This is a genomic window from Myxococcus faecalis, assembly GCF_050039385.1.
GTDB lineage: Bacteria > Myxococcota > Myxococcia > Myxococcales > Myxococcaceae > Myxococcus > Myxococcus fulvus.
Window position 1 is genome coordinate 7,976,063 of sequence record NZ_CP144336.1, and the last position, 26,170, is coordinate 8,002,232.

Annotated in this window: 23 protein-coding genes and 2 pseudogenes; 14 read left to right on the top strand and 11 right to left on the bottom strand. The window is 69.5% G+C overall.

The window, feature by feature from the left end:
• Window positions 1–30: 30 nt before the first annotated feature.
• Both VZQ01_RS32110 and VZQ01_RS32115 read right to left on the bottom strand, forming a co-directional pair.
• Window positions 31–1,542, bottom strand: a complete 1,512-nt coding sequence (locus VZQ01_RS32110) for an ankyrin repeat domain-containing protein (RefSeq protein ID WP_426745541.1) — start codon at window positions 1,540–1,542, stop codon at window positions 31–33.
• The gene (locus VZQ01_RS32115) at window positions 1,539–2,153 is read right to left on the bottom strand and encodes a hypothetical protein (RefSeq protein ID WP_426745542.1); all 615 of its coding nucleotides are present in this window, start codon (window positions 2,151–2,153) and stop codon (window positions 1,539–1,541) included. The genes VZQ01_RS32110 and VZQ01_RS32115 overlap by 4 nt, the downstream gene beginning before the upstream one ends.
• A 139-nt stretch (window positions 2,154–2,292) precedes the next feature.
• Here VZQ01_RS32115 and VZQ01_RS32120 point away from each other — a divergent pair, with 139 nt between their 5' ends.
• The gene (locus tag VZQ01_RS32120; RefSeq protein WP_426745543.1) at window positions 2,293–2,844 is read left to right on the top strand and encodes a hypothetical protein; all 552 of its coding nucleotides are present in this window, start codon (window positions 2,293–2,295) and stop codon (window positions 2,842–2,844) included.
• A gap of 221 nt (window positions 2,845–3,065) precedes the next feature.
• Here the strand turns inward: VZQ01_RS32120 and VZQ01_RS32125 are convergent, their stop codons facing one another.
• A complete protein-coding gene (locus VZQ01_RS32125; RefSeq protein WP_426745544.1) occupies window positions 3,066–3,515 on the bottom strand; it encodes a hypothetical protein in 450 nt (149 codons plus the stop codon).
• Between the two features lie 62 nt (window positions 3,516–3,577).
• On the opposite strand from VZQ01_RS32125, the gene VZQ01_RS32130 reads away from it, so the two are divergent.
• Window positions 3,578–4,258, top strand: a complete 681-nt coding sequence (locus tag VZQ01_RS32130) for a class I SAM-dependent methyltransferase (RefSeq protein WP_426749005.1) — start codon at window positions 3,578–3,580, stop codon at window positions 4,256–4,258.
• Window positions 4,259–4,266: 8 nt separating this feature from the next.
• Here the strand turns inward: VZQ01_RS32130 and VZQ01_RS32135 are convergent, their stop codons facing one another.
• Entirely contained in the window at window positions 4,267–6,915 is a 2,649-nt protein-coding gene (locus VZQ01_RS32135; protein ID WP_426745545.1) for a glycosyltransferase, read from the bottom strand.
• Window positions 6,916–7,289: 374 nt separating this feature from the next.
• Window positions 7,290–7,541 carry an SDR family NAD(P)-dependent oxidoreductase gene (locus VZQ01_RS32140; RefSeq protein ID WP_426745546.1) on the bottom strand — a complete coding sequence of 84 codons (252 nt, stop codon included), beginning with the start codon at window positions 7,539–7,541 and terminating at the stop codon, window positions 7,290–7,292.
• A 309-nt stretch (window positions 7,542–7,850) separates the two neighbouring features.
• Here VZQ01_RS32140 and VZQ01_RS32145 point away from each other — a divergent pair.
• The 4 genes and pseudogenes from VZQ01_RS32145 to VZQ01_RS32160 all read left to right on the top strand — a co-directional run.
• A pseudogene (locus VZQ01_RS32145) lies at window positions 7,851–7,895 on the top strand (hypothetical protein); the annotation flags it as partial.
• 95 nt (window positions 7,896–7,990) lie between these two features.
• Window positions 7,991–8,176 (top strand): annotated as a pseudogene (locus VZQ01_RS32150) (cupin domain-containing protein); the annotation flags it as partial.
• A gap of 74 nt (window positions 8,177–8,250) precedes the next feature.
• Window positions 8,251–8,583: a helix-turn-helix domain-containing protein gene (locus tag VZQ01_RS32155; protein ID WP_324289160.1), complete on the top strand. Its 333-nt coding sequence runs from the start codon at window positions 8,251–8,253 to the stop codon at window positions 8,581–8,583.
• Between the two features lie 249 nt (window positions 8,584–8,832).
• Complete coding sequence (locus VZQ01_RS32160) at window positions 8,833–10,035, top strand: M57 family metalloprotease (RefSeq protein WP_426745547.1); 1,203 nt, start codon at window positions 8,833–8,835, stop codon at window positions 10,033–10,035.
• A 35-nt stretch (window positions 10,036–10,070) separates the two neighbouring features.
• On the opposite strand, the gene VZQ01_RS32165 is transcribed toward VZQ01_RS32160, so the two are convergent.
• Window positions 10,071–10,382, bottom strand: coding sequence for a hypothetical protein (locus VZQ01_RS32165; protein ID WP_426745548.1), 312 nt, complete (start codon window positions 10,380–10,382; stop codon window positions 10,071–10,073).
• A 49-nt stretch (window positions 10,383–10,431) separates the two neighbouring features.
• Complete coding sequence (locus VZQ01_RS32170; protein ID WP_223781979.1) at window positions 10,432–11,364, bottom strand: AraC family transcriptional regulator; 933 nt, start codon at window positions 11,362–11,364, stop codon at window positions 10,432–10,434.
• Window positions 11,365–11,509: 145 nt separating this feature from the next.
• On the opposite strand from VZQ01_RS32170, the gene VZQ01_RS32175 reads away from it, so the two are divergent.
• Window positions 11,510–11,926 carry a DUF4267 domain-containing protein gene (locus tag VZQ01_RS32175; protein ID WP_426745549.1) on the top strand — a complete coding sequence of 139 codons (417 nt, stop codon included), beginning with the start codon at window positions 11,510–11,512 and terminating at the stop codon, window positions 11,924–11,926.
• Between the two features lie 25 nt (window positions 11,927–11,951).
• Here the strand turns inward: VZQ01_RS32175 and VZQ01_RS32180 are convergent, their stop codons facing one another.
• Window positions 11,952–14,852 (bottom strand): PQQ-dependent sugar dehydrogenase, encoded by a 2,901-nt coding sequence (locus VZQ01_RS32180; RefSeq protein ID WP_426745550.1) that lies wholly within the window; start codon window positions 14,850–14,852, stop codon window positions 11,952–11,954.
• Between the two features lie 402 nt (window positions 14,853–15,254).
• On the opposite strand from VZQ01_RS32180, the gene VZQ01_RS32185 reads away from it, so the two are divergent.
• Window positions 15,255–16,034 (top strand): DNA/RNA non-specific endonuclease, encoded by a 780-nt coding sequence (locus tag VZQ01_RS32185; RefSeq protein ID WP_223745433.1) that lies wholly within the window; start codon window positions 15,255–15,257, stop codon window positions 16,032–16,034.
• Between the two features lie 27 nt (window positions 16,035–16,061).
• Here VZQ01_RS32185 and VZQ01_RS32190 read toward each other — a convergent pair whose 3' ends face one another.
• Together VZQ01_RS32190 and VZQ01_RS32195 are read right to left on the bottom strand one after the other, a co-directional pair.
• Window positions 16,062–16,652: a hypothetical protein gene (locus VZQ01_RS32190; protein ID WP_223745434.1), complete on the bottom strand. Its 591-nt coding sequence runs from the start codon at window positions 16,650–16,652 to the stop codon at window positions 16,062–16,064.
• Between the two features lie 125 nt (window positions 16,653–16,777).
• Window positions 16,778–18,469 carry an LVIVD repeat-containing protein gene (locus VZQ01_RS32195; RefSeq protein ID WP_426745551.1) on the bottom strand — a complete coding sequence of 564 codons (1,692 nt, stop codon included), beginning with the start codon at window positions 18,467–18,469 and terminating at the stop codon, window positions 16,778–16,780.
• Window positions 18,470–19,043: 574 nt separating this feature from the next.
• Between VZQ01_RS32195 and VZQ01_RS32200 the strand changes: the two genes are divergently transcribed.
• From VZQ01_RS32200 to VZQ01_RS32225, 6 genes are all read left to right on the top strand, one after another.
• A complete protein-coding gene (locus VZQ01_RS32200) occupies window positions 19,044–20,804 on the top strand; it encodes a chemotaxis protein CheA (RefSeq protein WP_426745552.1) in 1,761 nt (586 codons plus the stop codon).
• Window positions 20,805–20,806: 2 nt separating this feature from the next.
• Entirely contained in the window at window positions 20,807–22,468 is a 1,662-nt protein-coding gene (locus tag VZQ01_RS32205; RefSeq protein ID WP_426745553.1) for a methyl-accepting chemotaxis protein, read from the top strand.
• 15 nt (window positions 22,469–22,483) lie between these two features.
• Window positions 22,484–23,059, top strand: a complete 576-nt coding sequence (locus tag VZQ01_RS32210; protein ID WP_426745554.1) for a chemotaxis protein CheW — start codon at window positions 22,484–22,486, stop codon at window positions 23,057–23,059.
• 4 nt (window positions 23,060–23,063) lie between these two features.
• The gene (locus VZQ01_RS32215; RefSeq protein ID WP_426745555.1) at window positions 23,064–23,948 is read left to right on the top strand and encodes a CheR family methyltransferase; all 885 of its coding nucleotides are present in this window, start codon (window positions 23,064–23,066) and stop codon (window positions 23,946–23,948) included.
• Between the two features lie 76 nt (window positions 23,949–24,024).
• Entirely contained in the window at window positions 24,025–25,161 is a 1,137-nt protein-coding gene (locus VZQ01_RS32220; protein ID WP_426745556.1) for a hypothetical protein, read from the top strand.
• Window positions 25,162–25,205: 44 nt separating this feature from the next.
• Window positions 25,206–25,880, top strand: coding sequence for a DUF2306 domain-containing protein (locus VZQ01_RS32225; RefSeq protein ID WP_223745440.1), 675 nt, complete (start codon window positions 25,206–25,208; stop codon window positions 25,878–25,880).
• A gap of 27 nt (window positions 25,881–25,907) precedes the next feature.
• Here the strand turns inward: VZQ01_RS32225 and VZQ01_RS32230 are convergent, their stop codons facing one another.
• Window positions 25,908–26,111 carry a YjzC family protein gene (locus VZQ01_RS32230; RefSeq protein WP_223745441.1) on the bottom strand — a complete coding sequence of 68 codons (204 nt, stop codon included), beginning with the start codon at window positions 26,109–26,111 and terminating at the stop codon, window positions 25,908–25,910.
• Window positions 26,112–26,170: the final 59 nt, after the last annotated feature.

A 26,170-nucleotide genomic window follows, 5' to 3' on the forward strand; every position in this document is an offset into this window, starting at 1 on the left:
TTGCCAGGGAGCGTCAATCGCACACCGGTCTCACGTTCCCCAGAGCCAGGGGTTGTAGCGTTCCCGCTCGATGAGAGGCGTTGTGGTCCGAACGGCCCTACCCAGGTCCTCCAGGTTTCGCAGGGGGCTGCCCTCCGGGTGAAGGGACTTCGGCTGCTTGCGCTCTGGCACCAGTCCTGCCGCGAAGAGCTCGGCGCCCAGGGCCGGGGACTGCCGCGCGCGCTCGTGGAAGTGCCCCGGGTCCAGGAGCTCCTGTGCGTGGATGAGGACGCCTGCGGCGCGGAGGGCCTGGACGACGCGGAGGGTGTCCTCCTCGGTGCAGGGGGCGCGAGGCCGCAGCGCGTCTTCGTAGAGCCCCGTGCCGCCGCGCGGAGGCCGGTTCCACCGGGCCCCGCGCTGGAGGAGCAGGGAGACGATGTCCGGCAGGCAGATGCCCGCCGCGTGCTGCAAGGGAGGCCGGGTGCTGTCGCTCTTGTCGATGTCCGCTCCCGCTTCCACCAGGCGCCGCACGAGCGTGGTGTCCACGGGCTCATTGCCTTGCATCGAGGTCAGCAGGGGCGTGGCCGCGCTGGCCCCCGCGAGATTGACGTCCGCGCCAGCCGCGAGCAGGGCCTCCGTGAGGTCCCCATCGCGGGCCTGCACGGCCTTGATGAGGGCGGTGTCCGACCAGGGCAGCGTGTCGTTGGGATTGGCGCCCGTCTTCAGCAGGTGCTTCACCACCGAGCGCATCCGCTTCTCGACGAGCTGGGAGAGCGGAGGCGGCGCGGCGCCCTTCTTCACCAGGGCGAGCAGGGCCTTCTCGTCGTCCTCTCGCAGGGCCACCTCCACGGCGGGCAGGGGCGTGATGGTGACGCGTGAGCCGGGGCGCATCGACACGTCGGCGCCGGCGGGCACGGCCATGTTGAGGTTGAGGCCTCCCCGGGGAGAGAGCCCGGACGCCTCGATGGCGCGGACCATGGGCACGCTCTTCTGGTCCATGGCGAGGCTCAGCGCGTCCGCGAGCACGCGCTGCTGGATGCGCCCCTTCGCGCGCTGGCCCAGCTGTTCGACCTTCCGCACCTGCTCCTTGGCCACGGCCGCCAGGAAGTCCGCTTCCACGAGGCACGCCTCGTCACCGCGCGAGCCCGCCTTCACCAGCAGCTTCTCCGCGCGAGCCGCACCCGTGGAGCGCGCGAAGCACCGCGCGGACCAGCCGAAGGGAGGCCAGGCGCTGTTGTCGTGTCGGGGGACTCGCAGCAGCGGGTCCGCGCCCGCCTTCAGCAGCATCCGGACGAGGGCGACGTCGTCCTTCTCCCCCGACACCATCAGCGGGGTCATGTGGGGGTAGCCATTCGTGACATGGCCCGTGATGTTGACCGCCGACTTGTTGTCGAGCAGGTCCTTCATCCGCGCCGCATCCCCGTCGAGCGCCGCCTGCATCACCGGCGTGTCCTCGATGAAGCGGGCCTGGGACAGGTACTTGGGACGCGCGTCGGCGAAGCCGCCGAGCAGGAGCACGACGAGCGTCACGGGCGTGAGCCGCTGGACATGGACGAGGCTCATCGGGCGCAGTCCTCCGGGCAGTTGCAGACCTGTTCGAACTTCCCGCACACGCCATCGCCGCAGCGCACGCAGACCGACTCCAGGGTGGTTCCCTCGATGGGGTCGCACCTGGGGCCGACGTGGTGCTCCAGGGCGCCACAGCGCGGCACGAGGCCGGGGCAGCACGCCACGCTGGCGCCCAGGACGCCCTCCTCCGCGCACTCCGCCTTGTTCGGATACATCGGCTGGGTCCTGCAGAACCTCACGCCGTCGCAATACGCCGCGAGCTCGCAGTCCTTGGGGAAGTCGTCGCAGCGCTCCACGGACAGGCCTTCGCACCAGACGTCCTCGGTGGGCCGGCGCAGCTCGTCTCCTGGTGGCATCCGCTGGGGGATTCGAGGGTCGCGATAGGGGCCGGTGAGCGGCTTCGTGACGGGGGGCGGGTCCTTCGGCGCCTCGGCCTTCGGCACGGCCACCTCGGGGATGGGGAGGCCGTCCGGGGGCCTGTCCTGGTGCAGCACGACGAAGGCCGCCGAGCCACCCACGAGCAGACAGGCGATGACGAAGAGCAGGTTCTTCGCGACGCCCCGCTTCCGGGAGTCGGGCGGCGGCTGGGGTGCGGCTGGGGCCATCCGGCCATTCAACCCAAAGACAGAGGCTCTTGGATAGTCACGGGTGACTCATGTCTCCCGAGGGGTGTCATCCCCAGTGTCACGGTTTGCGTATAACCTCGTGCCCATTGCAGCCCGAGGGGGCGAGGAGTCGTGCGACGTGAACGGTCCGGACAGTGGGATGGCCATTGGCGTGATGCTGGGCATGTTGTTCCTGGTGGTCGTGGGGGGCGCTGTCGGGATGGGGGGCGCCCTGCTCATCAAGAAGCTCTTCAACCTGTCGATGGCCGCGTCGGTCGGAATCGGGCTGGTGCTGGTGGTGGTGGGCGGCGTGGGGCTGTTCGCGGTGGTGTTCGATGACCTGACCGCGTCCTGGTGGGCCGCGCGCACCGCGAAGCCCGTGCACTTCATCGTCCCCAAGGGCTTCAGCGGCCCGCTGTATGTGTTCTTCGACGCGAACGGGCCCGCCGTCAACGAGGTGAAGGGCCGGCTCGAGGTGCCGCTCAGCGGCGCCAGGTCCCTGCGGGTGAAGGCGGGGGCGGGGCTGGAGAACCACTACGCCGACTTCGAGGCCCGTGACACCGACGGCAAGACGGTCCCCGTGTTCCTCGATTCGGGGGGTGTCCAGTACGGCCTCGAGTACCGCGGTTTCTGGTTGGGGGACCAGAGGGGGCGGACCTTCGGCGAGGCCCCCACCGAGATGCCGAAGTAGCGGGCGCCTTTTCGGGCGAAGCAAATCACGTGGGTGCGTTCAGGGAGTCACCCTGCACCCTCCTGGCTCCGTTCGTTCTCGTGTGGCCGGCCTGTTCTCGCTGTCCGCGCTGTTGATGGTGCTGGTGCTGGGGCTGAGCCGTCGTCGCCGGGACGGGCCGGCGCGCGGTTGAAGTCGGCCGTGTGTCCTCGTGTTCGCGGCTGGCCGGAGCCTGGGGCGTCTCAGCGCAGCTCCTGGGCGAACTGTTCGCGATAGCGGCCCTGGAGTGTCTTCAGCGCCTCCTGCATGCCGGCGGCGCGGTACTGCTCCGCGAGCAGTCGCCACGCCTCGGTGTGCAGGGGCTCCAGCGTGACCACGCGCTCCAGGTGGGTCCGCGCCTCCTCGCGGGCGCCGGACATGGAGGCCATCCAGCCCAGGATGAAGTGCGCCTGCACCGCCTCGTCATACGCGGCGACCGCCTTCCGGCACGATGTCTTCGCGGGCCCCAGCCTGCCTGCGCGCAGGTTCATCTCGCAGTCGAGCACGTGCCGCACGGCCGCGCGTGGAAACTCCCGCTTCAGCCAGGCAAGGCGCGTCGGTGCTTTCACCGCGGGCCCCTTGTCCAGGGCCGCCTCCACGTCCTTCGCCGCGCGGATGAGCTCACCCTCCCGCTCCACGGCGACGCCGCTCACGGAAGGGTCCACCGGAGAACATCGACGTCTGTCGTCGGAGGTTCGAGGGCCGCGACTCGAGGATCTCCTATGTCGTCAATGACGGCACGAGCCTCGCTGGAGTGCCCACCGGGTCGGTGACGCTGGTCTACAGCTTCGACGCCATGGTCCACTTCGACAGTGACGTGGTGCGGGCCTACCTGCGCGAGTTCACCCGCGTCCTGGCGCCGGGTGCGCATGCGTTCATCCATCACTCGAACTACACCGCGAACCCCACCGGGCGGTGGATGGACAGCCCGAGCATCCGCAACTTCATGAGCAAGGACCTCTTCGCGCACTACGCGCACAAGGAGGGGTTGCGGGTCCTCTCGCAGCAGGTGCTGACCTGGGATGGCATTGCGGAGCTGGATTGCCTGACGCTGCTGCGCAAGCCGAACCCGCTCGGGGACGTCAGGGGGACGTACACGAAGCGGGACGGGATGCTCTTCGTGCTCGCGGGGGCCCACGAGTCGGCGACCGTCACCCTGGAGCGCCCGGGGACGGTGAGCGTGAATGCACACGCCCACGAATGGTGTGGGCGGCTGGTGGTGCGACAGGGAGCGCGAGTCCTCGCGACGTTCGAGGTGCACGACCCCCAGCCGCGGTCGAAGCTGTGTGTCTTCGAGGCCGAGGCCGGGGAGGTCGTGTTCCACGCCGAGGACCGGGGCGGCGGCCGGGGCGAGGCCTGGGTGCGCGGCCTGGATGTCCGGTGGCGCAAGCCCTGAGCGTGGGCTCAGTGGCCCGCCGGCACGCTCCTGCTTCCGAGCGGGAGCCTCGCGCGGCGCTGCTGCTGCCCCTGGCTGGACAGCACGGCCATGATGACCGTGGCCAGATGGGGCAATGACAGCACCAGGAGCTGGAGTTCCCAGAACCACAGGCCCCGGCTGGTCAGCCCGTGGACCGCGTAGACGCCGGCCGCCGCCCCCAGCAGCAGGACGAGCAGCGCCAGCTCCTCCTGCGCCTCGGAGAGGGCCATCCACAGTCCATGGCGGTCCGCGTTCTTCGGCGTGCGGATGAACGGCAGGGTGCTCGTGAAGAACCCATACACCACCGCCTTGGCGATGGTGTGCGAGAGCGCCATCCCGGCCAGCGCCGCGGCCAGCGCGTCCCGGAAGTCGACGCAGAGCGCGCGCCGGTAGAGGAAGAAGGTCTTGCCGACCTTGAACAGGAACAGCGCCAGCGGCGGAATCGTGAAGATGAGCATGGGCGGCGCCACCCGGTGCGGCACCACCACCATCACCACCGACCAGACGAGCGCGCCGAGCGTGTAGAAGAGGTTCAGCCCGTCCGCGAGCCACGGCAGCCAGCCGGCGAGGAAGTGATAGCGCTGGCCCGCCGTCAGCTCGCTGCTGCCACCCCACAGCAGCATGACGGCGTGCCGCTTGATGATCTGCACGGCGCCATACGCCCAGCGGAAGCGCTGCTTCTTGTAGTCGACCAGCGTGTCGGGCATCAGTCCCCTGCCGTAGCTCTGATGCGCATAGGCGGCCGAGTAGCCCTTCTCGAACACGCGCAGGCCCAGCTCCGCGTCCTCGCAGATGCACCACTCGGCCCAGCCCAGCTCCTCCAGCACCGAGCGGCGCGTCATCGTCATCGTGCCGTGCTGGATGATGGCGTCGCGGTCATTCCGGGTGACCATCCCGATGTGGAAGAAGCCCCGGTACTCGCTGTAGCACAGCCGCTTGAAGGCGCTCTCGTCGTGGTCCCGGTAGTCCTGGGGTGACTGCACCACGGCGATTCGCGGGTCGGCGAAGTGGGGCACCATGTGCTTGAGCCAGTCGCGCTCGACGCGGTAGTCCGAGTCGATGACGGCGATGACCTCGGCGTCCGGGGCCGTGTGCCGGATCAGGTGGTTCAACGCGCCGCCCTTGAACCCGGCCAGCGGGGCGACATGGAAGAACCGGAAGCGCCTGCCGAGCCGCGCGCAGTGCGCCTCGATGGGCCTCCACACCGCCGGGTCCTTCGTGTTGTTGTCGATGACCAGGACCTCGTAGTCGGGGTAGTCCATGGCGGCGAGCGCGTCGAGCGTCTGGCGGACCATCTCCGGCGGCTCGTTGTAGCAGGGCACGTGCACCGACACCTTCGGCCGGTAGGCCCGGTCCGCCCTCACGGGGATGAACTCCCTGCGGCGCTTGGGGACCCAGACGGTCTCCGCCAGCTCGTGGGCCTCGGTGAGCAGGACGAGGAGGACGCCGAACGTGCTCAGGAGCAGCAGCAGGCTGACGGCCTGGCCGACCCCGTGGAGGTAGCGCTGGCTGTAGTCATGGCCCATCCAGACCAGCGCCGTGCTGAAGCAGTAGGCCGTGACGGTCAGGAAGGTGCGGCCGCGTTGTCGCAGGGCCGAGCCGTCGATGAGCAGCAGCACCAGGGTGACGAGCGCGAGGATGGCCGAGGCGAGCGCCAGGGAGCGCCACTTCGGGACGGCCACCACGGGGCCCACGAAGTTGAACTTCTGCTGACGGAAGGCATCGAACACGCCCCAGTAGGGGCCGGCGGCTCCTTCGATGCTGTCCTTCCAGGGTTGGTCGTAGGCCTCGATGACGAAGTAGTCGTAGCCGTGTCGATTGAGCAGGTCGACCATGGTGCGCAGGAAGACGGCCTGGTCGACGCCGGAGGGGACCGCGCTGCCGCGCACGCCGCCGTTGCTCGGCCAGCCGACCTCCCCCAGCAGCAGGGGCTTGTCCGGGAACATCTCCCGCAGCAGGCTCACGCGCTCGAGCACGTAGCCCGGAGCGGCCTGCATCGACACGTCCTCCCAGTAGGGCAGGACGTGGCTCGAGACGAGGTCGACATGCTCGGCCAGCCGCGGAATCCCCCGCCAGACATGCCACTGCTCGCTGGTCGTCACGGGGACGGTGACGGCCGCGCGCACCCGGTCGAGGTAGGCGACGAGCTCGTCGAAGGTGACGTCCAGGCGATAGATGGATTCGTTGCCCACCACCACGCGCACGATGTTCGGGTGGGCGCGGGTCAGCGAGATGGCCTTCTCAAGCTCCCGCTCGTTGCGCTCCAAATCGTCGGAGATCCAGACGCCCAGCGTCACCCGCAGGCCGAGCTCCTCGGCCAGCCTCGGGACCTCCGCCTGGGAGCCCTGGACGGTGTAGATGCGGATGTGGTCGGTCCACTGGCTCAGCTGCACCAGGTCCGCGCGCAGCTCGGCCTCGGTGGGGTACCGGCCCTTCCTCGGGTTCTCGCCGAGCCGGTAGGGCGAGTACGTGAAGCCGGAGATGCGCTCCGGCCAGTCCGGCGCGGATACGGGGCGGTTGTTCAACGCCCAGAATCCTGTGAACAGCGCGGCGACGGCCACGAAGATGAGCACGTGGATGCCGAAGCCGCGCCATGACCTGGGGCGGGTCCCACTGAGCCATTCCGAGAGCCTCAAAGCGTCTCCTCTCTCCGTGAGTCCCCTGGCGCCCGCGGCGGAGCGGTGAGGCTCCTGGCGCATGGCCAGACAGGTGGGGTTCGAGTCCTGGAGGACTCATTGAGAGAGTTTGTGTCCTGCCTGCAACTCCAACCAGTTGACCTTGGTGCAATCCGTCCCGGTCCTCCTGGGGCGATGCGGGAGAGGTGGCGGGCCAGGTGTCTCGGCGGCCGGATGTCTGTTTCATGAAACACGGGCGGGGACCGGCCCGCAGCCCGGTTACGCCGAGCGGGCCAGGGCCAGGGCCACCGCGTCGGGGCCTGCGGGGAAACGGAGCGCCCCTGAAGTGTCGTTCACGGCGCGCCAGACGGCCTCCTCCACGTCGGACTCGCGCGTCACGGCGGTCGGCTGCCCGAGCCGGCGTTGTTGACGAGCACGTCGATGGGGCCGGCCGTCTCCAGCGCCGCGGCGATGCTCCCGGGCTTCGTCACGTCGAGCGGCACCACCCGCAGCCGCTCCGAGGCCGGGAGGAGGTCCTGCCGCGGTGTCCGCATGGTGGCGACCACGTTCCAGCCCAGGCCGAGGAAGTGGCGCGCGGTCTCGAGCCCGTAGCCGGAGGAGCACCCCGTGATGAGCACCGTCTTCATGAGCGAGCCTCCTGATGGCATCCACCCGTGACTTCGTACATTGCCGTCATGTCGACTCCCTGCCGCGGTTCGCGGCGTCGATGAACCCAAGGTACGCGCGGCCTCCCGGACGCTCCACCACACGGCGTCCGGATTTCTTTTGCTAGAGTCCAGTCCATGAGCGCCCCGCTGTCGGAAGTCATCGCGCTGCTCCAGCCCAGGGCAGTCTTCTCGAAGGGCATCAGCGGCGCCGGCGCCTGGGGCGTCCGCTAATCGGACTTCGGCCCGCCGAGCTTCCGCGCCGTGCTGGAAGGAAGCTGTCGGCTCGCCGTGGACGGACAGTCGCCCATCACGCTCCAGGAGGGCGACTTCGTCCTGCTGCCGGCGACGCCGGGCTTCACCATCTCCGGGTTCGAGCCGGTGATGGCCGAGCGTGTGGACCCCAAGGTCGCCGTGTCTCCCGGGGCGAGGTGCGCCATGGCAGACGGGGAGGGCGCCCGGACGTGCGTCTGCTCGGTGGTTGCTTCGTCTTCGATTCACCGGACGGGGCCCTGGTGGTGTCACTGCTCCCGGCCGTGGTGCACGTGCGCGGCGTGGAGCGGCTCTCCATGCTGGTGCGGCTCGTCGGGGATGAGACAGGCGAGCAGCGCTCGGGGCGAGAGCTCGTGCTGACGCGGCTGGTGGAGCTGCTGCTCATCGAAGCGCTGCGCGCGACGACACGCCTCCGGGGTTGCTCCGCGGACTGGCGGACGCGCGGCTCGCGCCCGCGATACGGCAGATGCACCGTCACCTGTCACGCCCTTGGACCGTGGCGCAGCTCGCGAAGAGCGCGGCGCTCTCCCGCTCGGCGTTCTTCGACCGCTTCTCGCACACCGTGGGGCTGGCGCCCATGGAGTACCTGCTCGGTTGGCGGATGGCCGTCGCGCGGGGGCTGCTGCGTGGCCGGGAGCTGAGCATCCACGAGGTGGCCGAGCGCGTGGGCTACAGCTCGGCGAGCACCTTCACCACGGCCTTCAGTCGCCATGTGGGCCAGTCTCCGGGGCGCTACGCGCGCGCGAGCTGACGTGGGGGGCGTCCGCTCTCGGACCGCGATACCGATACATTGTGAAGTCGAGGAAGCTGGCTGCGTGGCGTCGTGACGCCGTGAGCGCCAGTCGACACGTGGACACCCGGCTCACGCGATTTCGTCGCGGCGGGCGTGGGGAGAGGGATAGGGCGATGGCGGCCTGCTCGCGAGAAGGCTCGAGCAGCCGCATGTTTCAGTCGCCCAGCCTTCACGAAGAGTTGCCCCGTGTCTCCAACCCCCAAGTCCTTGAAGTCTCTCGTTTTCGCAATCGCCGCGAGCAGTGTCCTGTCGTGGGGCTGTGGCGAGCAGCCCGCACCCACGCAGGAGATTGTCGACAACCTGATTCAGGCGGGCTTCCCCGCCAATGACATCCAGGTCGTCGGTGAGACGGTCTTTGTCGGCAGGGACGCGGAGGTCACCCTGGAGGCCTCGCGCGAGCTGTCGACGGCCTCCGACTCCTCCGAGGAGCAGTACCGCACGACGAACCTCGTCGGCGCGGCCGTGACGAGGATTTGCGTCAACGGCCCCGCCTTCACCGGGGTGTTCAGCACGGCGCTGGACCTGGCCATCCAGAACTACAACGAGCGCTCCCCACGCTTCACGATGGCGCGCGCGCCGAGCACCGGCTGCAGCTTCACCATCCAGGCCAACCTCGACCCGAACATGAACGGCGGCGTCGCGGGGTTCCCGGCCAATGGCCTGCCATTCGGCTCCATCACCATCGGTGGACGGCTCAGCCAGTACGGTGTCGACGTCATCGAGCACGTCATCACGCACGAGCTCGGGCACACCCTCGGCTTCCGCCACACGGACTTCTACAACCGGACCATCAGCTGCGGGACGGGGGGCAACGAGGGCGATGGCGGAGTCGGCGCCATCCACATCCCTGGCACGCCGACCACCGCGTCGGTGGGGGGCTCCATCATGAACTCGTGCTTCCGCTCGGCGGAGACGGGCGAGTTCACGGGCAGCGACGTCACGGCGCTGCTCGCGCTGTACCCGCAGGCCGCGGGCACGCGGCTGTCCTTCCGCACCGCCACGGGGAACTTCCTGGTCGCGGAGAATGGGGGCGGCACGTTCGTGGGCGCCGACCGGACGGCCATCGGTGACTGGGAGCGCTTCGGCTACGTGGACCTGAACGGCGGCGAGATGCTCAACAACGACCTCATCAACCTGCGCGCGGCCAACGGCCAGTTCGTGGTGGCGGAGAACGGTGGTGGCGGCGTGGTCAACGCGAACCGCGCGACGGCCCAGGGCTGGGAGACCTTCCGCTTCATCAACCTGGAGGGCAGGAGCCGCTTCCAGGCCGGGGACCGCGTGGCCCTCCAGGCCTCCAATGGCCAGTACGTGGTGGCGGAGAACGGCGGCGGCGGTAATGCCTCGGGCGCGGTCAACGCCAACCGCTCCGCCATCGGCGCGTGGGAGACGTTCGTCCTCTTCATCCAGTGACGACCGAGGGCTCCCGCGCGGCCCCGCGGGAGGCCTCACTCCATCTTGACGTACAGCTCGCCGCTCATGCCGATGGCTCCGGGCTGGAGGGACCAGCCCGAGTGCTCGGGCATGAGGAAGAGCGTGCGGTTGCCCTCGGGCGTGCGCGCCGCGCCAATCAGGAGGTCGCGGCGTGTGCGCTGCGCCCCGGCGAGCGGGAGCACGTCGTGCTTCACGCTCCAGGTCCCCGTGTCCGACTCGGTGCCGAAGGTCATCGCCCCCGCGGGCCCCGAGCCCCCCACGTCCTTGAACTGGAAGGAGTGGTCGGGTTTGAAGACGTAGTCCGAGCGGGACGTCACCGCTCGCATCGTGGTGCCACCGGCGAAGGTGTTGACCCATCGGCGCCGAACTCGCGCGTCATCCCTGGGCGGTCCGCCGGTACTCGCCAGGAGGTACGCCCATGTGTCGGCGGAACGCGCGGTTGAAGGCGAACTCCGATTCATAGCCGACCCGGCTGGCGATGGCCGCGAGCCCCTCCTGGCCCTGTCGCAGCTGGCGCGACGCCTCCTGCATCCGCAGCTGGGTGAGGTACTCCAGGGGCGCCATTCCCACCGCGTGGGTGAAGCGACGCGCCAGCGTGGCCCGTGACGTGCCGGCGCGCTTCGCGAGCTCGTCCACCGTCCAGCTCCGTCCAGGTTCCGCGTGCATCCAGCCCAGCGTGCTCGCGAGCGTCCTGTCCCCGAGCGCGCCCAGCCAGCCCGCGCCGCCGGGAGGCTGTGTCTCGGCCCAGGCGCGCAGCACCTGGACCAGCAGGATGTCGAGCAGCCGGGACACCACGAGCGACGAGCCGCGCTCGCCCCGCGAGGCCTCGCTGTCGAGCAGGGCCACGGTGGGCAGCAGCGCCCGTGCCTCCTCGGACGCGCCCCGCAGATGCACCCGCTCGGGGAGCAGGCGGAGCACGGGGTGCGCGCCCGGGTCGTCGAACGCGAAGGAGCCGCAGAGCAGGCGGGACTCCACGCCGGAGCCTCCCAGCACATAGGCGGAGGCGTCCTCGCTCCGGGTCTCAAGCCAGGTCTCCAGCGCCATCTTCGGACTGCGCGGCGAGTCCGCGAGCGCGTGTCCGTCTCCGCGCGGCAGCAGCACGACATCTCCGGGGCCCAGGGGGAGCGTCTCGCCTCCCTGGACGAGGACGGAGGTGCCCGCGACGACCAGGTGCAGGGTGGCCGTCCGCGTGGGCGCCATGCGCAGCCCCCAGGGGGCCCGCGCGACGGTGCGGCAGTAGAGCCGTCCCCTCAGCCGCGTGTGTTCCAGGATCTGCCCGAGCAGGTCGGAGCCAGGGGTGGGGTCCATGCCTCCAGTATAGCCGTGGGCTGCCCGAGGCGCTCAGGTGATGAGCGTTCCAGACAAAGAATCGAGACGGCCGGAGATGGCGACCTCGAGCCCCGGGCGGCAGATTGTCCGCATGAACACACGGCTCGAAGCACGAGGAGATGCCATGGATACGACGTCAGCGCCTTTGTCCTGGAGGCTCGGTTCCCCCACGGCCCTGTTCACGCTGCTCCTGGGGGGCTTCATGCTCTACCTCAGCGTGGGCGGCCTGCTGAACCCGGTGGAGGCCGCTCGTGGCTTCGGGTTGCCCCTGACGGACACGGAGGCGATTGCGTGGATGAGCGTCAAGGCCGGGCGGGACTTCGGCATCGCGCTGGCGCTCTTCGGCCTGGTGGCCGCGCGTCAGCGCAAGGCGGCGGGCATCTTCGTGGTCGCCTCCATCGTGATGCCCGTCACGGATGCCTTGACGGTGATGGGGCAGGGCGTGTCGTTCGCCTATGCGTTCGCCGTCCACGGCTCCGCCGCCCTCTACGGCATCTGCCTGGGCTGGGCGCTGCTGCGCCCCGGGAAGGCTCGCGGTTGAGCGGGCCTCCCCGGGACGTGGGCCTTCAGCCTCCCGTCACCGGGCAGGTCGCGGGCTCGACGTAGAAGCCCTCCCACGAGCCGCCGTCGGTGGGGTTGCAGATGCCACCGTTGCCGCCGTTGCCGCTCTGGATGGGCGCGGCGAGCGTGTTCTCCTTCCAGTTGCGCGCGGTGCCCGTCGAGGACTCGAAGCCGTAGCGATTGCGGCCACCGAAGGTGCCGCACGCGTGGCGGGTGAACGCCTCCGCGGTGCCGAGCGTGGCGTTCACCGTGAGCTGGTCCGCCACCACCGCCACGTAGGCGCCGCTCGCCCCCTTGAGCTTGTACTTCGTGCCGCTGGTGACGAGCTCGAAGACCTCGCCCCCGGCCTGCGTCGTGCTGATGGCGGCCACCTTGCCCGCCCCATCCACGGTGAGCCACTTGTCGCTGCGCTCGCTCTGGATGCGCACGCAGCCCGCGCTGCCGCTCTCGAGGGTGCACGTCGCGCTGCAGCCATCACCGGACTGGGTGTTGCCGTCGTCGCACTGCTCGCCGCTCTCGAGGACGCCGTTGCCGCACACCGGGCTCGTGGTGCCACCCGAGCAGGCCACCGGCTCCAGATAGAACCCCTCCCACGTGCCGCCATCCGCCGGGTTGCAGGCGCCGCCGTTGCCACCGTCGCCGCTCTGGATGGGCCCATCCGGCGTCGTCTCCTTCCAGTGGGGCGCCGTCCCCACCGAGGCCTGGAAGCCGACGCGCGTGCGCCCGCCATAGCCACAGGGGTGCTGCGTGAACGACTCCCCGCTGGTGAAGTTGCCGGTCATCGACAGCTGGTTGTCCACCACCGTCATGAACGTGTCACCCGTCCCCTTGAGCTTGAACCGTGAGCCCACCGGGACCAACTGGAAGATCTGCCCGCCCGTCTGCGCCGTGCTGCTGGCCACGACCTTCCCAGCGCCATCCACCGCGAGCCACTTGTCGCTGCGCTCGCTCTGGATGCGGTAGCAGCTGCCGCTCGCGGTCTCCGTGAACGTGGCCGTGAAGCTGACCGCGCTGGCCGGCGTGGTGAAGGCGTGGGACTGCGCGCCGCCGTCCGACCACGACGAGAACGCCCAGAGCTTCCCGTTCGCGAACTGCGGGGACTCGACGCCCACCGAGCGGAGCACGCCGACCACGCCCGTCGTGGCGTGGGGCGAGGGGACGGGACGGCCGTCCATCAACACCTGCAGCCCGCCAGGCACGCTGCTCACCGTGATGGGGACGGTGACGGGGTGCACGTCGCGATACGTCGTGTGGGTGAGGCCAATCGAATCCCGCACCGTGAGCCACACCCGGTACCAGACGTTCGCCGAGCTCTCGCCGATGTTCGGGATGGGCCAGTCGCCGCTCGCGATGCCGGTGGTGTCGGGCATGGCGGGATGCGTGTGGGTGTCGTGGTGGAACACGATGCTCCACGTCATGGCGCTCGGCGGCAGCGCGCCATCCTCCTCGTCGCTGGCCGAGCCGGAGAACACCAGGTTCGTGGCGGCGATGTAGGTCGTCCCCACGGCCGGCGTGACAATCGTGGCCACCGGCGGCTTGTTGGACGTCACCGTCAGCACGGCCTCCGTGCTGGTGGCCGTCCCAATCCCGTTGGTGATGACCACGCGCAAGCGCGCGTTGTTGTCGGTGAGCTGCGCGGCGCTCAGCGTATAGGTCGCCGACGTGGCGCCTAAGATGGCCACGCCGTTGCGCTGCCACTGGTAGGTGAGGGGCTGCTCGCCGCTCGCCGACACCGTGAAGCTCGCCGGGGTGCCCACGGAGACCAGGAGGTCCGCCGGCTGCTGCGCGATGGTCGGCGGCAGCGCGGCCGTGTACGCGATGCGGCCCACCTGCCCCGTGCCCCGCGCCAGATAGTAGAGCGCGCCGTCGGGACCCACATCGAGGTCCACCGGGCCCGAGACGCCCGTCGCGAACAGGGAGACGGCGCCGGTGGTCGGGTGGATGCGCGAAATCCAGTCGTTGGTGTAGTCCGCGAAGAAGTACTGCCCCAGGTATGCACCGGGGAACGCGGAGACGCGCGGGTTGTAGAAGGCTCCCCCGGCGATGCAGTTGCCGGCGGCCGTGCCGGGGCCATGCGGGTACGCGTAGAACGGCTGCGTGAGCCCCGGGCGGTTCGTGAAATAGCCCTCCGTCATCGGCCAGCCGTAGTTGGCCCCGGCCTGGCCGCGGTTGATCTCCTCCCAGCCGCCTTCACCCACGTCGTTGATGAACAAAAGCCCCGTGCCGGGCTGGAAGTCGAAGGTGAACGGATTGCGCAGCCCCATGGCCCAGGTCGCCTTCGCGAGCCCGGTGGCCGTCGCGTGGAACGGGTTGTCCGCGGGGATGGTGCCGTCCGAGTTGAAGCGCAGCATCTTCCCCAGCGGCGTGTTCAGGCTCTGCGAGTTGGAGGAGACCGCGTTCTCGCCCACGGAGACGTAGAGCTTGTCGTCAGGCCCGAAGCGCACCGCGCCGCCGTTGTGGTTGGCGGCGTCGAGCGTCGGGAGGTCGGCGAGCACCAGCTCGCTGCCGGGCACCACCACGTTGCCGTTGGCGGTGAAGCGGCTGACCCGGTTGTGGATGGTGCCGTCCACCGACGTGTAATAGACATACAGATAGTTGTTGCTCTCGAAGTTGGGGTCGAACGCGACGCCCATCAGGCCCCGCTCGTTGCCGGTGTCCACGGCGAGCGTCATGAACGGCGTCGCCAGCAGCTGGCCGTTCTGGACCACGCGCAGCGCTCCGCTCTTCTCCGAGATGAACAGGCGCCCGTCGGGCGCGAAGGTCATCGTGGTCGGACCCCTCAGGCCGGTGACGAAGACCGAGTCGGCGAAGTTGGCATCCTGGATGACGGCGCCCGCCCTCGAGCCCGCGAGCTCCGAGGGCTCCGTCGGCGGCGTCGAACAACCCGTGATGAGCAGAAGCGCCACGCCCACGAGCGTGAGCGGCCTGGGCCACCCTGGGCCTGTGCACTTGCTTGCCTGTGTTTGCATTGTTGTCTCTCCCGGTCGAACAGGTTCACGCCGCTGGGGGCCGCGTGGAGGGGGAATGATTCTTTCTCGTTTTACATTGAAAGCATGTTCGCAAGGGCGATGACGTGACATGCACGTGAGCGGTGCGTGGGCCCGCACACCTCGGCCTACCGCGCTGTCGCGTGCTGTTGGAGCCTTGAACCTGCGGCGGAAGTCGTGAGCGTCGGGTGCCAACGAGCGCTGGAGGAGGGGCGGCGCGGTTCTTCTCAGTTTTTTGGAAGTTCACGCATTTCGGTTCTATGTCTCCTGGTCAACACGCTGCCCGATGTCACGCAGGTCGGCCCAGAGGGAGCCAAGAGGATGCGCATCCTGAGCAAGCTTTCCGTTGCGGTGGTGTCTGTCTTGTGGCTCGGCGGCTGTGGAGACCCCGGCCTGGAGCTGGGCGGGGATGACGTCGTCGGCCAGCTGGAGCAGGACTTCGGTGGGCCTGGTGGCCTGATGGCCTTCTTCGACAGCCACACCGAGGAGCAGATACGTGGGGCGCTGGCGCCGTACGGCGTCGGCTACGTGCGCCACGGGGACGTCACCGGGGCGGCCATCCGGGACTGTCCGAAGTACTTCCCGTCGAGTGACCGGAACCTCTGGCACGACTTCGATGGCGAGTATTACTTCCTGGACACCGCGGGCCGTCCGAGCCGGGCGTACAAGAACCTGCCGGCCATCGTCGCGGCGCCGCGCATCGACGCCTGTCAGACGAGCGTGGGGCAGTGGGGCGATGCGGAGAACCCCAGCAATGACTACGACGGGGGGCACCTCATCGGCTCGCAGCTGGGGGGCTGGGGTGGCCGGGCGAACCTGGTGCCGCAGGATGCCAACTTCAATCGCGGCAACTGGCTGCAGCTCGAGAACAAGATGGCCAAGTGCGGGAGCCTGCCGAGCGGCCGGCTGCGCTACACCATCGGCGCGAGCTATCCGAACACCACGGCGCTGATTCCCAACACCCTGACGATGGAGATCAGGAACCAGACGTCGGGCGCGAGCGTGGCGCTGTCCTTCTCCAACACGGATGGAGGGGGCTCGGGAGGCACGGCCTCGCGGACCCGGGGCGTGGACTGGCTGACCGGCCAGGGCTGCAACTGAGACAGGTCCGACAGCGCGCGCCCCGGCTCAGTCCGCGCCGTAGTTCCTGCGGAACGCATCCGCGAGCCACTGGGCGACGAGCGCCCGGTGGGGCGCGAGCTCCAGCTCCAGGGACTTCTCGCGCGCCTGCTCGTGCACCCGCGCCATCACTCCGTCGCAGTCCCGCTCCTCCACCAGTCGGCCTCCCTCGAAGAGGAGCTCCTGGGCGCGCTTGCGCCCCCAGGCGGGGTGGAGCCCTTCGTGGAAGGGCGCGCGTCGGTTGAAGCCGTCCACCAGCAACAGGCCCCCGGTGAAGGCCACGGGGGCACGCAGGCGCGTGTAGACGACCCGCTCGTGCGTCTCGCTGGAATAGGTCGCGAGCTGCCCGGACAGCGCCGGGCCGTGGCCCTCCCGGACGGCCTGTTCCTCCTGGGCGGACAAGCCGATGCGCAGCTCCTCCAGCAGCAGCCGCTTGTCCGCGACGCGGTAGCGGCAGAGGAAGCCCCGCTGACAGGCCGTCGACATGGCCCAGGGCCTCAGCCCGTGGGCGGAGGGCTCGAACAGGTCCGTGCCCTGGATGCCCGCGAGCTCGAAGACGTGCTTGCGGTACTCGACGGTGTCGTGGAGCTGCGCGGTCATGGCGGTACCTTCGCTGACGGAGTCGGGCCGCAGCGTACCCCACCCGTCCGTCGCGGCCGCCGATGTCTGGGATATCGGCGCGCCTCGCCTCCGGCCCCCGGGCTCACCCCGGAGGCCAGCAAGGCTCACAGCTCGTTGAAGATCATCAGCCCGCGCGAGGACTCGGCGGTGTAGACGTAGCCGTCGCCCGGCAGGCGCACGCCGAAGAGCCCCTCGAAGATGCTGTCGGCCCGGCGCGGGTCCGCCTCCCGGAAGACGTGGTGGTGCGCCACCTCGCGCATCTGGGTGGGATTGGAGACGTCCACCACGCGCAGGCCCTCGTGGTACCAGGCGATGTACAGCAGGTTGCCGCGCAGGATGAGGTTGTGCATGGAGGTCACCCGCCGCAGCTTGTAGGTGCCGATCTTCGCGATGTTCGCGGGGTCGCTGACGTCGAGCGCGCGCACGTGGGAGGCGTTGAACTCGCCGCCCTCGAAGGCGATGGTCTTCCCGCCGAAGGTGCCCACCGCGTTGTGGTGCGAGAAGCCGTCCGGACGGGTGAAGCGGCCCAGCTCGCGGATGTCCTCCAGGTTGGAGAGGTCGTGGATGGCGTAGCCGTCGAAGGAGTCGCTCAGGTAGAGCCGCCCCTCGTAGACGAACGCGTCATGGGGGCCTCCCGGGATGACGGCGCGCAGCACCGGGTCGAAGGGGTCGGTCAGCTCGTAGATGAAGGTCCCGGAGATGGGGTCCATGGCGTAGAGGAAGTTGCCCTCGACCAGCACCGTGTGCGCGCCTCCTGAGCCACCGGTGGCCACGCTGCGCACGAAGAGCGGCTCGGCGGGCCGGGAGATGTCGTAGACGATGAAGCCCGAGGCGCTGCTCGCGATGTAGAGCGCGTCGCCCTTGGCCCACACGCTGTTCCAGAAGTTGTCCCCGGGCAGGCTGATGGCGGCGGTCTGCACCGGGCTGCGCGGGTTGCTCACGTCGAACACGGCGAGTCCCCCCTGCTCCTCCCGGAAGGAGGTGGAGACGACGTAGGCGTGGCCCTTGGCGACGTGGACGTCCACGGTGTGGCCCGTGGGGACCGCGCGCTCGGACAACAGCTCGAGCCCGCCCGAGGACTCGGGCTCGGCGTCCTGCAGCGCCACGCGGTGGGCCTCGAAGGTGCCGCCGAAGGAGAACCTGCCGCGGGAGCAATATGCGAAGCAGCCGGTGAGGATGTTGGGCGCCTTCGTCTCGCAGCCCGTCAGGTTGATGACGGTCTGGGTCCGGGCCTGCTGGCCCTGCAGGACGAAGCGGTCTCCCTCCATGTCGAGCTTGAGCAGGGGGTTGTCATACAGGGTGCTCGTCCCGCCATCCTCCTTCAGGTGGAAGCCGGTCCCGGCCGGGACGATGCGGGTGCCGCCGTCCGCCAGCAGTCGCTCACCCCGCAGCTCGGCCTGGTAGATGCCCGCCTGGGGGAGCGCGCCCAGCGTCGTCAGGTCACATGGCGACAAGTCGAAGAGGTCGGCGCGGTCCAACTCGTTGCAGATGGTGGCGGGGACGGTCCTCGGGTCGTACTTGCAGGTGGCCAGCAGGCCCTTGTCTTCGATGTCGCCCGTCTCCTCGAGCGGGACGTAGGTGCCATCCCAGACATAGGGGCCCGCGTCGCCACCCGCGTCCGGCCCGGCGTCGGGGTCCTCGGAGGGACCCGCGTCGTGTCCCGAGTCGGAGCCCGAATCGAGGCCCGCGTCCTGGCCCGCGTCGGGCGGGGAGGGTGTGTCCTCGTCGCAACCCGCCAGCGATGCGAGACACAACGTCGAGAGAAGGAGCCCTAGGGTGCGATAGGTGCGTGTCACGGAAGGACCTCGGGATGGGGAGAACCGAGGAGTGTGCCCGTCCACGGGGTGGCTCAGGGCGCCGTTGTCCCAGGGCTCGGGAGTGTTTGCGCCACGAAGGGGACTCCGGCCGCAGGGCGCGCCAAGCCCGGGTTCGAGGCCACCCTGGCCGGCGACTTGCACAGCGGGCATTTTCCGCGCGGACCCGCGAAGGTGCGTATTGGCCACTGATTCCAGCCGGGCCGTGATTCTCGCGAGCCCTTGGAGGCTGTCGCGCCTGGAGTGGAGTGAATCCAGGCGTGCCGTAGGTCTCGTGTCGACATGGCGTGTCTGGGATTGGCGGGTCCGATACACCCCGGTCAAGGTCGTAAACACCCCTCAATGACTCATCATTGTTCGTGCTCGTCGGGGTTGGCATGAATTGATTCGAGACATTGAGACTTTTATCAACGCGCGATAGCGTCGTGTCCGATTCGTGACACTGGCGTTCGACGTCCATCCGCATGACCTCCGACATGATGTGTTGCTTCGAGGCGCTCCCCGGCCCGGGGGCCCGGTTGATGGGGACGCACGTCCAGCTGGAGAGGTGTGAGACGTGAGCACCGAGATGAAGGGTCCCCCTCCAGGCCTGGGTGCGGAGTGGCAGCAGGTGTTGGCCATCTTCTCCGAGGAAGCGGAGGAGCTGCTCTCCTCGATGGAGGAGACCCTCATCGCGCTGGAGGCCCGCCCGGACGACGAGCACCTGCGAGCGCTCTTCCGACTGGCCCACAACCTCAAGGGGAGCGGCAGCTCGCTCGGCTTCCAGTCGCTGACGGACTACGTGCACGGGGCCGAGGACCTCATCCAGGCCCTGCTCGACCAACGCCTCACGGTGGGCGAGCCCTGGGTCTCCTTGTTGTTGAGCTCGGTGGACCACCTGCGGGAGCTGACGCGGGCCGCGCTGGCGGGCGTGGACCAGCTGGGGCCCGTGCACCGGGCGCAGCTGGCGCGGCTGCTCGAGGGCGGGGCCACCGGCAAGTCGAGCGACACGAGCCCTCCTCCCACGGTGGTCGTCCCGTTCGAGAACGTCCCGCTCCGGAGTGAGGCCCGCGTGGCGGCGCGGGGCCGTTCGCTGCGCATGGACGTGGAGCGGCTGGACCGCATCGTCACCCTCGCGGCGGAGCTGTCCATCGCGCGGGGGCGCATGACGCAGTTCCTCATGGAGGCGGAGGCCTCCGGCGCGAGCTGGGACGAGGCGCTCACCCAGCAGCGGGAGATGGACCCGCTCTTCCAGGAGCTGCAGGAAGAGGTGATGCGCGTGCGCATGGTCCCCGTCGGCCCGCTGTTCCGGCAGCACCTGCGCACCGTCCGCGACCTGGCCCGGGCGCAGGGGAAGCTGGCGCTGCTGGAGCTGGAGGGCGAGGACGTCACGTTGGACACGGCGGTGCTGGAGGCCTTGCGCGACCCGTTGCTCCACCTGCTGCGCAACGCCCTGGACCACGGCATCGAGACCCCGGCGGAGCGGCAGGCGGCGGGCAAGGAGGCGTGTGGGCTGCTGCGCCTGCGGGCCGTCCACGAGGCGGGGGGCGTCGTCGTGGAGCTGTCGGATGATGGCCGGGGCATCCAGCGCGAGCGCGTGCGCGAGCGCGCCCGGGAGCGGGGCCTGGTGGCCAGCCCGGAGCGGCTGCGCGACGAGGAGGTGGACCGGCTCATCTTCGAGCCCGGGTTCTCCACCGCGAGGACGGTGACGGAGCTGTCGGGGCGCGGGGTGGGGATGGACGTGGTCCGCCGCGACGTGGAGGCCATGCGCGGCACGGTGGCCGTGCGGACCCGGGAGGGCCACGGCACCACGATGACGCTGCGCCTGCCCCTCACGCTCGCCGTCATCCAGGGGTTCGCCATGGGCGTGGGCGACCAGGTCTACGTGGTCCCCATCGAGCTGGTGCAGGAGTGCCTGGAGCTGCCCGCCTCCCAACGCACGGGCGAGGAGGCCGGCATGCTGGCCCTGCGGGGGCAGCCCTTGCCCTACCTGCGCCTGCGCAGCGTCTTCGGCCTGGGCGGCGCGGCGCCGGGCCGGGAGAACGTCGTCGTGCTCCGCCACCCGGACGGCATCGTCGGGCTGGCGGTGGACCACCTGCAGGGCGAGGGTCAGCGCGTCATCCGGCCCCTGGGGCGGCTGTTCCAGGACGCCCCCGGCATCTCCGGGTCCAGCATCCTGGGGGATGGCCGGGTGGGCCTCATCCTGGACACCTCCACGCTGGTGCGCCGGGCCATCCGCCGCGCCGCCGAGACCCCCGAGTCCCCCTTCACCGAGGCCGCGCTCATCCCGGGCGCCGACGCTCGCGCGCCTTCCGCCTCCCGCGCTTCGGAGCCCTGAACGTGTTCGACAACCTGAGCATCACCCGCAAATTGTTGCTGGCCTTCACGTCGATGGTGGTCATCCTCATCGGCATCGTGATGGCCACGTACTCGACGCTCAACCGCACCGCGGTCGCGGACGTGGAGAGCAAGCAGATCACCGAGGTGCTCATGGCCGTGCGGACCCTGGAGGGCGACCTCGCGGACCTGGAGACGGGCCAGCGCGGCTTCCTCATCACCGGCGACGAGCGCTTCCTGGAGCCCTACACCGCGGCGCGCGTCAGCTTCGCGCAGAACCTCAACCACATCCGGGAGCTGACCACGGACAACTCCCGGCAGCAGGAGCGGCTCCAGGAGGTCCGGGACCTGGTCCAGCAGTGGCAGGGCCAGCACCTGGAGTCCACCATCGCCCGGCGGCGCGAGGTCCTCGCGGGCAAGTCGGACCTGAACGCCCTCTTCGAGGAGGTGAAGGGCGCGCGCGGCAAGGAGATGGCGGACCGGATGCGCACGCTGCTCACCGAGGTGGCCACCGAGGAGGGCTCGCTGCAGGCGAAGCGCTCGGAGGATGTCGCCCGGCTGGTGGAGCTCTTGTACGACACCCTCGTCTTCGGCGGCGCGCTGGGCGTGGTGCTCGCGGGGCTGCTGTCCTTCATCCTCACGCGGAGCATCGTCCGCCCGCTGACCGAGGCCGTGCAGGTGACCGACCAGGTCACCGGCGGCGACTTGACGGCGACCATCTCCGTGCGTGGCAGGGACGAGACGGGGCAGATGATGACGGGCATGCGGGAGATGATCCACCGGCTGTCAGGGGTCATCAGCGAGGTGCGCGGCGCGGCGGGCTCGCTGTCCTCCGCGTCCACCCATGTGGCCGCCGCCTCGCAGGGGCTGTCCCAGGGGACGAGCACGCAGGCGGCCTCGGTGGAGGAGACCACCGCGAGCCTGGAGCAGCTCAACCTCACCATCAGCCAGAACGCGGAGAACAGCCGGCAGATGGAGCAGATGGCGGTCAAGGGCGCGCGGGACGCGGAGGAGAGCGGGCGCGCGGTGAAGGAGACGGTGGAGGCGATGAACGCCATCGCCGAGCGCATCTCCATCGTCGAGGAGATTGCCTACCAGACGAACCTGCTCGCGCTGAACGCCGCGGTGGAGGCCGCGCGCGCCGGGGAGCATGGCCGGGGCTTCTCGGTGGTGGCCACGGAGGTGCGCAAGCTGGCCGAGCGCAGCCAGAAGTCCGCGAAGGAGATTGGCGCGCTGGCCAGCTCCAGCGTCCGGGTCGCCGAGCGCAGCGGACAGCTGCTGGCGGAGCTGGTGCCGGCCATCCGCCGCACGGCGGAGCTGGTGCAGCAGGTGACGACGGTGTCGAAGGAGCAGGCCATCGGCGTGTCGCAGATGAACCGCGCGATGGTGCAGGTGGACCAGGTCACCCAGCGCAACGCGTCCGCGGCGGAGGAGCTGTCCTCCACGGCCGAGGAGATGGCGACGCAGGCCGAGTCGCTCTTGCAGATGATGACCTTCTTCCGCCTCGCGGATGGCTCGGGGTATGTGGGGCGTGGGATGTCGCCGCCGAAGCCGCCCGCGCCGCGTCCGCCCTCGTCGCCGGCGAGGTCGCTGTTCGCGGCGGCGCAGGGGCCGCTGCCCGCGTCACCGGCGCCTGGGTCCAACCAGGACTTCCAGCGGTTCTAGGGGCGCGCCCGAGCCATGAGCGACTCCATGGAGAAGTCCGGCCGGTCCAACTACCTGAGCTTCATGCTCGCGGGCGAGGAGTACGGCGTCGGCATCCTGCGGGTGCGGGAGATCATCGAGCACCGCCCCATCACCCGGGTGCCGGGCATGCCCGCGGCGGTGCAGGGGGTCATCAACCTGCGAGGCAGCGTGGTGCCGGTGGTGGACCTGGCGGTGAAGTTCGGCCTGCCGCCGAGGCCCATCACCCGGTGGACGTGCTTCGTCATCGTCGAGGTGTCGCTCGACGGGCGGCAGGGCGCCATGGGGCTCCTGGCGGACTCGGTGAGCGAGGTCCTGGAGCTGGGGCCGGAGGACATCGAGCAGCCGCCCGCGTTCGGCACGCGCGTGCGGCTGGACTTCCTCGTGGGCCTGGGGCGGCACGAGGACACGTTCATCATGCTGCTGGACCTGGACCGGCTGTTGTCCGTGGCGGAGCTGCTCAGCCTGGAGACCGCCTCCGCCGAGCAGGCCGCCGGGGGCGAGCCGTTGAGCACGCCGGTCTCCGTTGTCGCGGTAGAGCCTGTCCCGGACGAGGCCCCCGGCAACGGCTGACGCGATGAGCGACTTCACGCGTCCACCCGCCGCGCCCCCGGTGTTGACGTCGCGGGAGCTCGCCCTGTTCCAGGCGCTGGTGGAGCGTGAGGCGGGCATCCACCTGTCGCAGGCCAAGGATGCGCTGGTGGCGAACCGGCTCTCGCGGCGGCTCCGGGAGCTGGGGCTGACGTCGTTCGGCGCGTATTACACGTACGTCACCGAGCGGGGGCACGAGGCCGAGAAGGTGCGGATGCTGGACAGCCTCTGCACCCATGAGACGGCGTTCTTCCGTGAGCCCCAGCACTTCGAGCTCTTGCGCGAGCGCATCTTCCCGGACTGGATTGCGCAGGCCCAGGCGGGTCGTCGGGCGCGGAGCCTGCGGGTCTGGAGCGCGGCGTGCTCCACGGGAGAGGAGCCCTATTCGCTCGCGATGAGCTTGTTGGAGGCCTTCCCGCGAGGCTCGGGGTGGAGCCTGGAGGTGCTGGCGACGGACCTGTCCACGTGGGCGCTGGCGCGGACGCAGGAGGGGCTGTGGGGGCTGGAGCGGGCGGCCACGATTCCGCAGCCGCTGCTCCGGGCGTACATGCTCAAGGGGGTGCGGACGCAGGAGGGCATGATGAAGGCGGGGCCGGAGCTGCGGGCGCTGATGCGTTACGCGCGCGTCAACCTGAACGCGCCCGGCGAGTGGCCTCCGGGGCCGTTCGACCTCATCTTCTGTCGCAACGTGCTCATCTACTTCGGCGCGGAGGCGCGAAGCCGGGTGATTGGCGGAATGGTCCAGCGGCTCGCGCCCACGGGGTACTTCTTCCTGGGGCACGCGGAGAGCCTGATTGGCGTCGACGTGGATGTCCGCTCCGTGAGCGCGAACGTGTACACGCCTCGGGGCTGGGTGACAGCGCGGTATTGAAGCGCGCTGCTCGGGATGTGCTCCGGCGGGCCTTGAGGCAGGATGTCGGCGTGGTCGTCCTGTCCGAGGTCTTCCGATGAAGCGTCTTCCCATGCGTCTCGTGCTGCTCCCGCTCCTGGCCATTCTGCTCACTGGGAGGGCAGGGGCGGAGGGGTTGGAGGTGCGCACGCTCACGGTCCTCCCCAAGCCGGAGGCGGAGAGCGTCTTCCCGGTGGGGGATCTCCAGATGGCGTTCGTCACGCACGAGAAGCCGGAGGTGGCCGCCAACATCAACGACGCTTTGTTCATCGGTCGGTTCAAGGCGTTGACGCCCACGAAGGTGGAGGCGCGGCTGCCGGCCGACGGACTGGACCTGTCGGGGCTCTCCGAGCAGGGCTTCACTGTGACGCGGAACGATGGGCGCCTGCTCACGATTCGCTTCGATGTCGAGGGCTGCGGGGCCTACTGCGAGACTTACGGCGTGGCGTACAGCTTCGACGTGCGCACGGGACGTCAGCTGAATCCACGGGAGTTGTTCACCCCCGCGGGCGTGCGGGCCCTGGTCCTGCGCATGAACAAGGAGAAGCTGCGGCTCTACCGGGAGCAGGTTGCGAAGTATGAGCGGGAGCTGAAGGCGTCGAGCAAGAAGAAGGCCGCGAGCGACACGGTGGCGGACCTGGAGGAGCGCCTCGCGTTCAATCGCGAGTGCCTGGAGGGCGTCGAGGCGAACGCGGAGGAGGAGCGCACGAGGAACACGTTCCACGAGCGCTGGGAGTTCACCGGTGCGGAAGCGCGGATGACCGCGGAGCGGTGCAGCAACCACGCGTCACGTGCGCTCGATGACGTCGACAGCGTGAGCCTGGCCCTGCCGTATGCCACCCTGCGTCCGCATCTGACGGCCTACGGCAAGCACGTGCTGCTGGGCGAAGGGCAAGGGGTGTCCGGTGAAGTCTTCGGGCAGGTGCTGCGGGGGCGAATCGGCAAGCTGCCCATCGTCATGATGTTGGAGCGGCAGAGGGACGACTCGGTCTCCGGCGTGTACTTCTACGAGAAGCACCGCAAGCCCATCGAGCTGGACGGCCGGGTGGAGGGCGGGAAGCTCGAACTGCAGGAAAGGGATGCGGAGGGTAACCCGGCGGCGAGCCTGCGGCTGGAGGTGGGGAAGAACCTGCTGCGAGGCGAGTGGGTGGGCAAGCAGACGCTGCGGATGGAGCTGCGAGCGCCCTCTCTTTAGGGGGAGATGCAATCGGGAGGGGGCGTGGTCCGTAGCCGTGGGCGATGGATTCTCGCGCGACGCCGCTCCATGTCGAACCCCGGGGCTCCACGATGACACGCAAGGCCCGTTGGTTCCTCTTCGGCTTCCTCTGCGTGGCCGTGGGCCTGTATCCCATCAGCTACTTCCTCGCGGGTTCGAGCTTCGGGATTCGCGGCTCGAAGGACGAGGCGTTGCTGATGGACGTCGTCTGGAACGCGGCCTTCTACATCCACGTCGGGATGGGTGGGCTCGCTCTGGCGGTCGGTTGGACGCAGTTCGTCGCGAGGTTGCGGGGCAAGTACCCGGGTGTGCACCGGCTCCTCGGGAAGGTCTATGTCGGGGCGGTCATGTTGAGCGGGCTCGCGGCCGTGTACATCGGCTTCTTCGCCACGGGAGGCATTGTCGCCGCGTCGGGCTTCGTCAGCCTGGGCGTCATCTGGCTGGCGACGACGGCCAGTGCCTGGTGGTTCATCAGGAACCGGCGGGTCGAGGAGCACCGGCTCATGATGACGTACAGCTTCGCGGCCTGTTTCGCGGCGGTCACGCTGAGGTTGTGGATGCCCGTGCTGGTCCACTCGCTGGGCGATTTCGTCACGGCCTACCGAATCGTCGCGTGGCTCTGCTGGGTCCCCAACCTCGGCGTGGCCTGCCTCATGTCACGCAGGCAGCTTCCGACGCGTGAACTCGTGGCGTCGTGACGCTGGCTACGTGGAAGTCACGTGAGGTTACAGGATTCGCGCGAGCTTCCAGTACGCCCCCTTGTTGGAGGACCTGATGGGCGGGAACGTCGCGTTCACGTTGAGCTGGATGACGCGCTCCTCGCTGGTCGGTGCTGGCGTGGTCGTGTTGTCCGTATATCCATCGAAGATGTAGCTGCCCCTGGTCGGGCACGTCTCGCCTGTCTTGAATCGCTGTCCCACGGTCGCCATGTTGGTCTCCCCGTCCGTCCTCGGTAGACGGCTTGTCGTGCCGATTGGCACCGCGTGAG

Excerpts from the sequence above, each read along its gene's own strand:
- VZQ01_RS32110 (WP_426745541.1), bottom strand. The coding sequence starts at position 1,542 with ATGAGCCTCGTCCATGTCCAGCGGCTCACGCCCGTGACGCTCGTCGTG.
- VZQ01_RS32115 (WP_426745542.1), bottom strand. The coding sequence starts at position 2,153 with ATGGCCCCAGCCGCACCCCAGCCGCCGCCCGACTCCCGGAAGCGGGGC.
- VZQ01_RS32140 (WP_426745546.1), bottom strand. The coding sequence starts at position 7,541 with ATGAAGACGGTGCTCATCACGGGGTGCTCCTCCGGCTACGGGCTCGAG.
- VZQ01_RS32165 (WP_426745548.1), bottom strand. The coding sequence starts at position 10,382 with ATGCGAGCGGTGACGTCCCGCTCGGACTACGTCTTCAAACCCGACCAC.
- VZQ01_RS32170 (WP_223781979.1), bottom strand. The coding sequence starts at position 11,364 with ATGGACCCCACCCCTGGCTCCGACCTGCTCGGGCAGATCCTGGAACAC.
- VZQ01_RS32175 (WP_426745549.1), top strand. The coding sequence starts at position 11,510 with ATGGATACGACGTCAGCGCCTTTGTCCTGGAGGCTCGGTTCCCCCACG.
- VZQ01_RS32185 (WP_223745433.1), top strand. The coding sequence starts at position 15,255 with ATGCGCATCCTGAGCAAGCTTTCCGTTGCGGTGGTGTCTGTCTTGTGG.
- VZQ01_RS32190 (WP_223745434.1), bottom strand. The coding sequence starts at position 16,652 with ATGACCGCGCAGCTCCACGACACCGTCGAGTACCGCAAGCACGTCTTC.
- VZQ01_RS32210 (WP_426745554.1), top strand. The coding sequence starts at position 22,484 with ATGAGCGACTCCATGGAGAAGTCCGGCCGGTCCAACTACCTGAGCTTC.
- VZQ01_RS32215 (WP_426745555.1), top strand. The coding sequence starts at position 23,064 with ATGAGCGACTTCACGCGTCCACCCGCCGCGCCCCCGGTGTTGACGTCG.
- VZQ01_RS32220 (WP_426745556.1), top strand. The coding sequence starts at position 24,025 with ATGAAGCGTCTTCCCATGCGTCTCGTGCTGCTCCCGCTCCTGGCCATT.
- VZQ01_RS32225 (WP_223745440.1), top strand. The coding sequence starts at position 25,206 with ATGGATTCTCGCGCGACGCCGCTCCATGTCGAACCCCGGGGCTCCACG.
- VZQ01_RS32230 (WP_223745441.1), bottom strand. The coding sequence starts at position 26,111 with ATGGCGACCGTGGGACAGCGATTCAAGACAGGCGAGACGTGCCCGACC.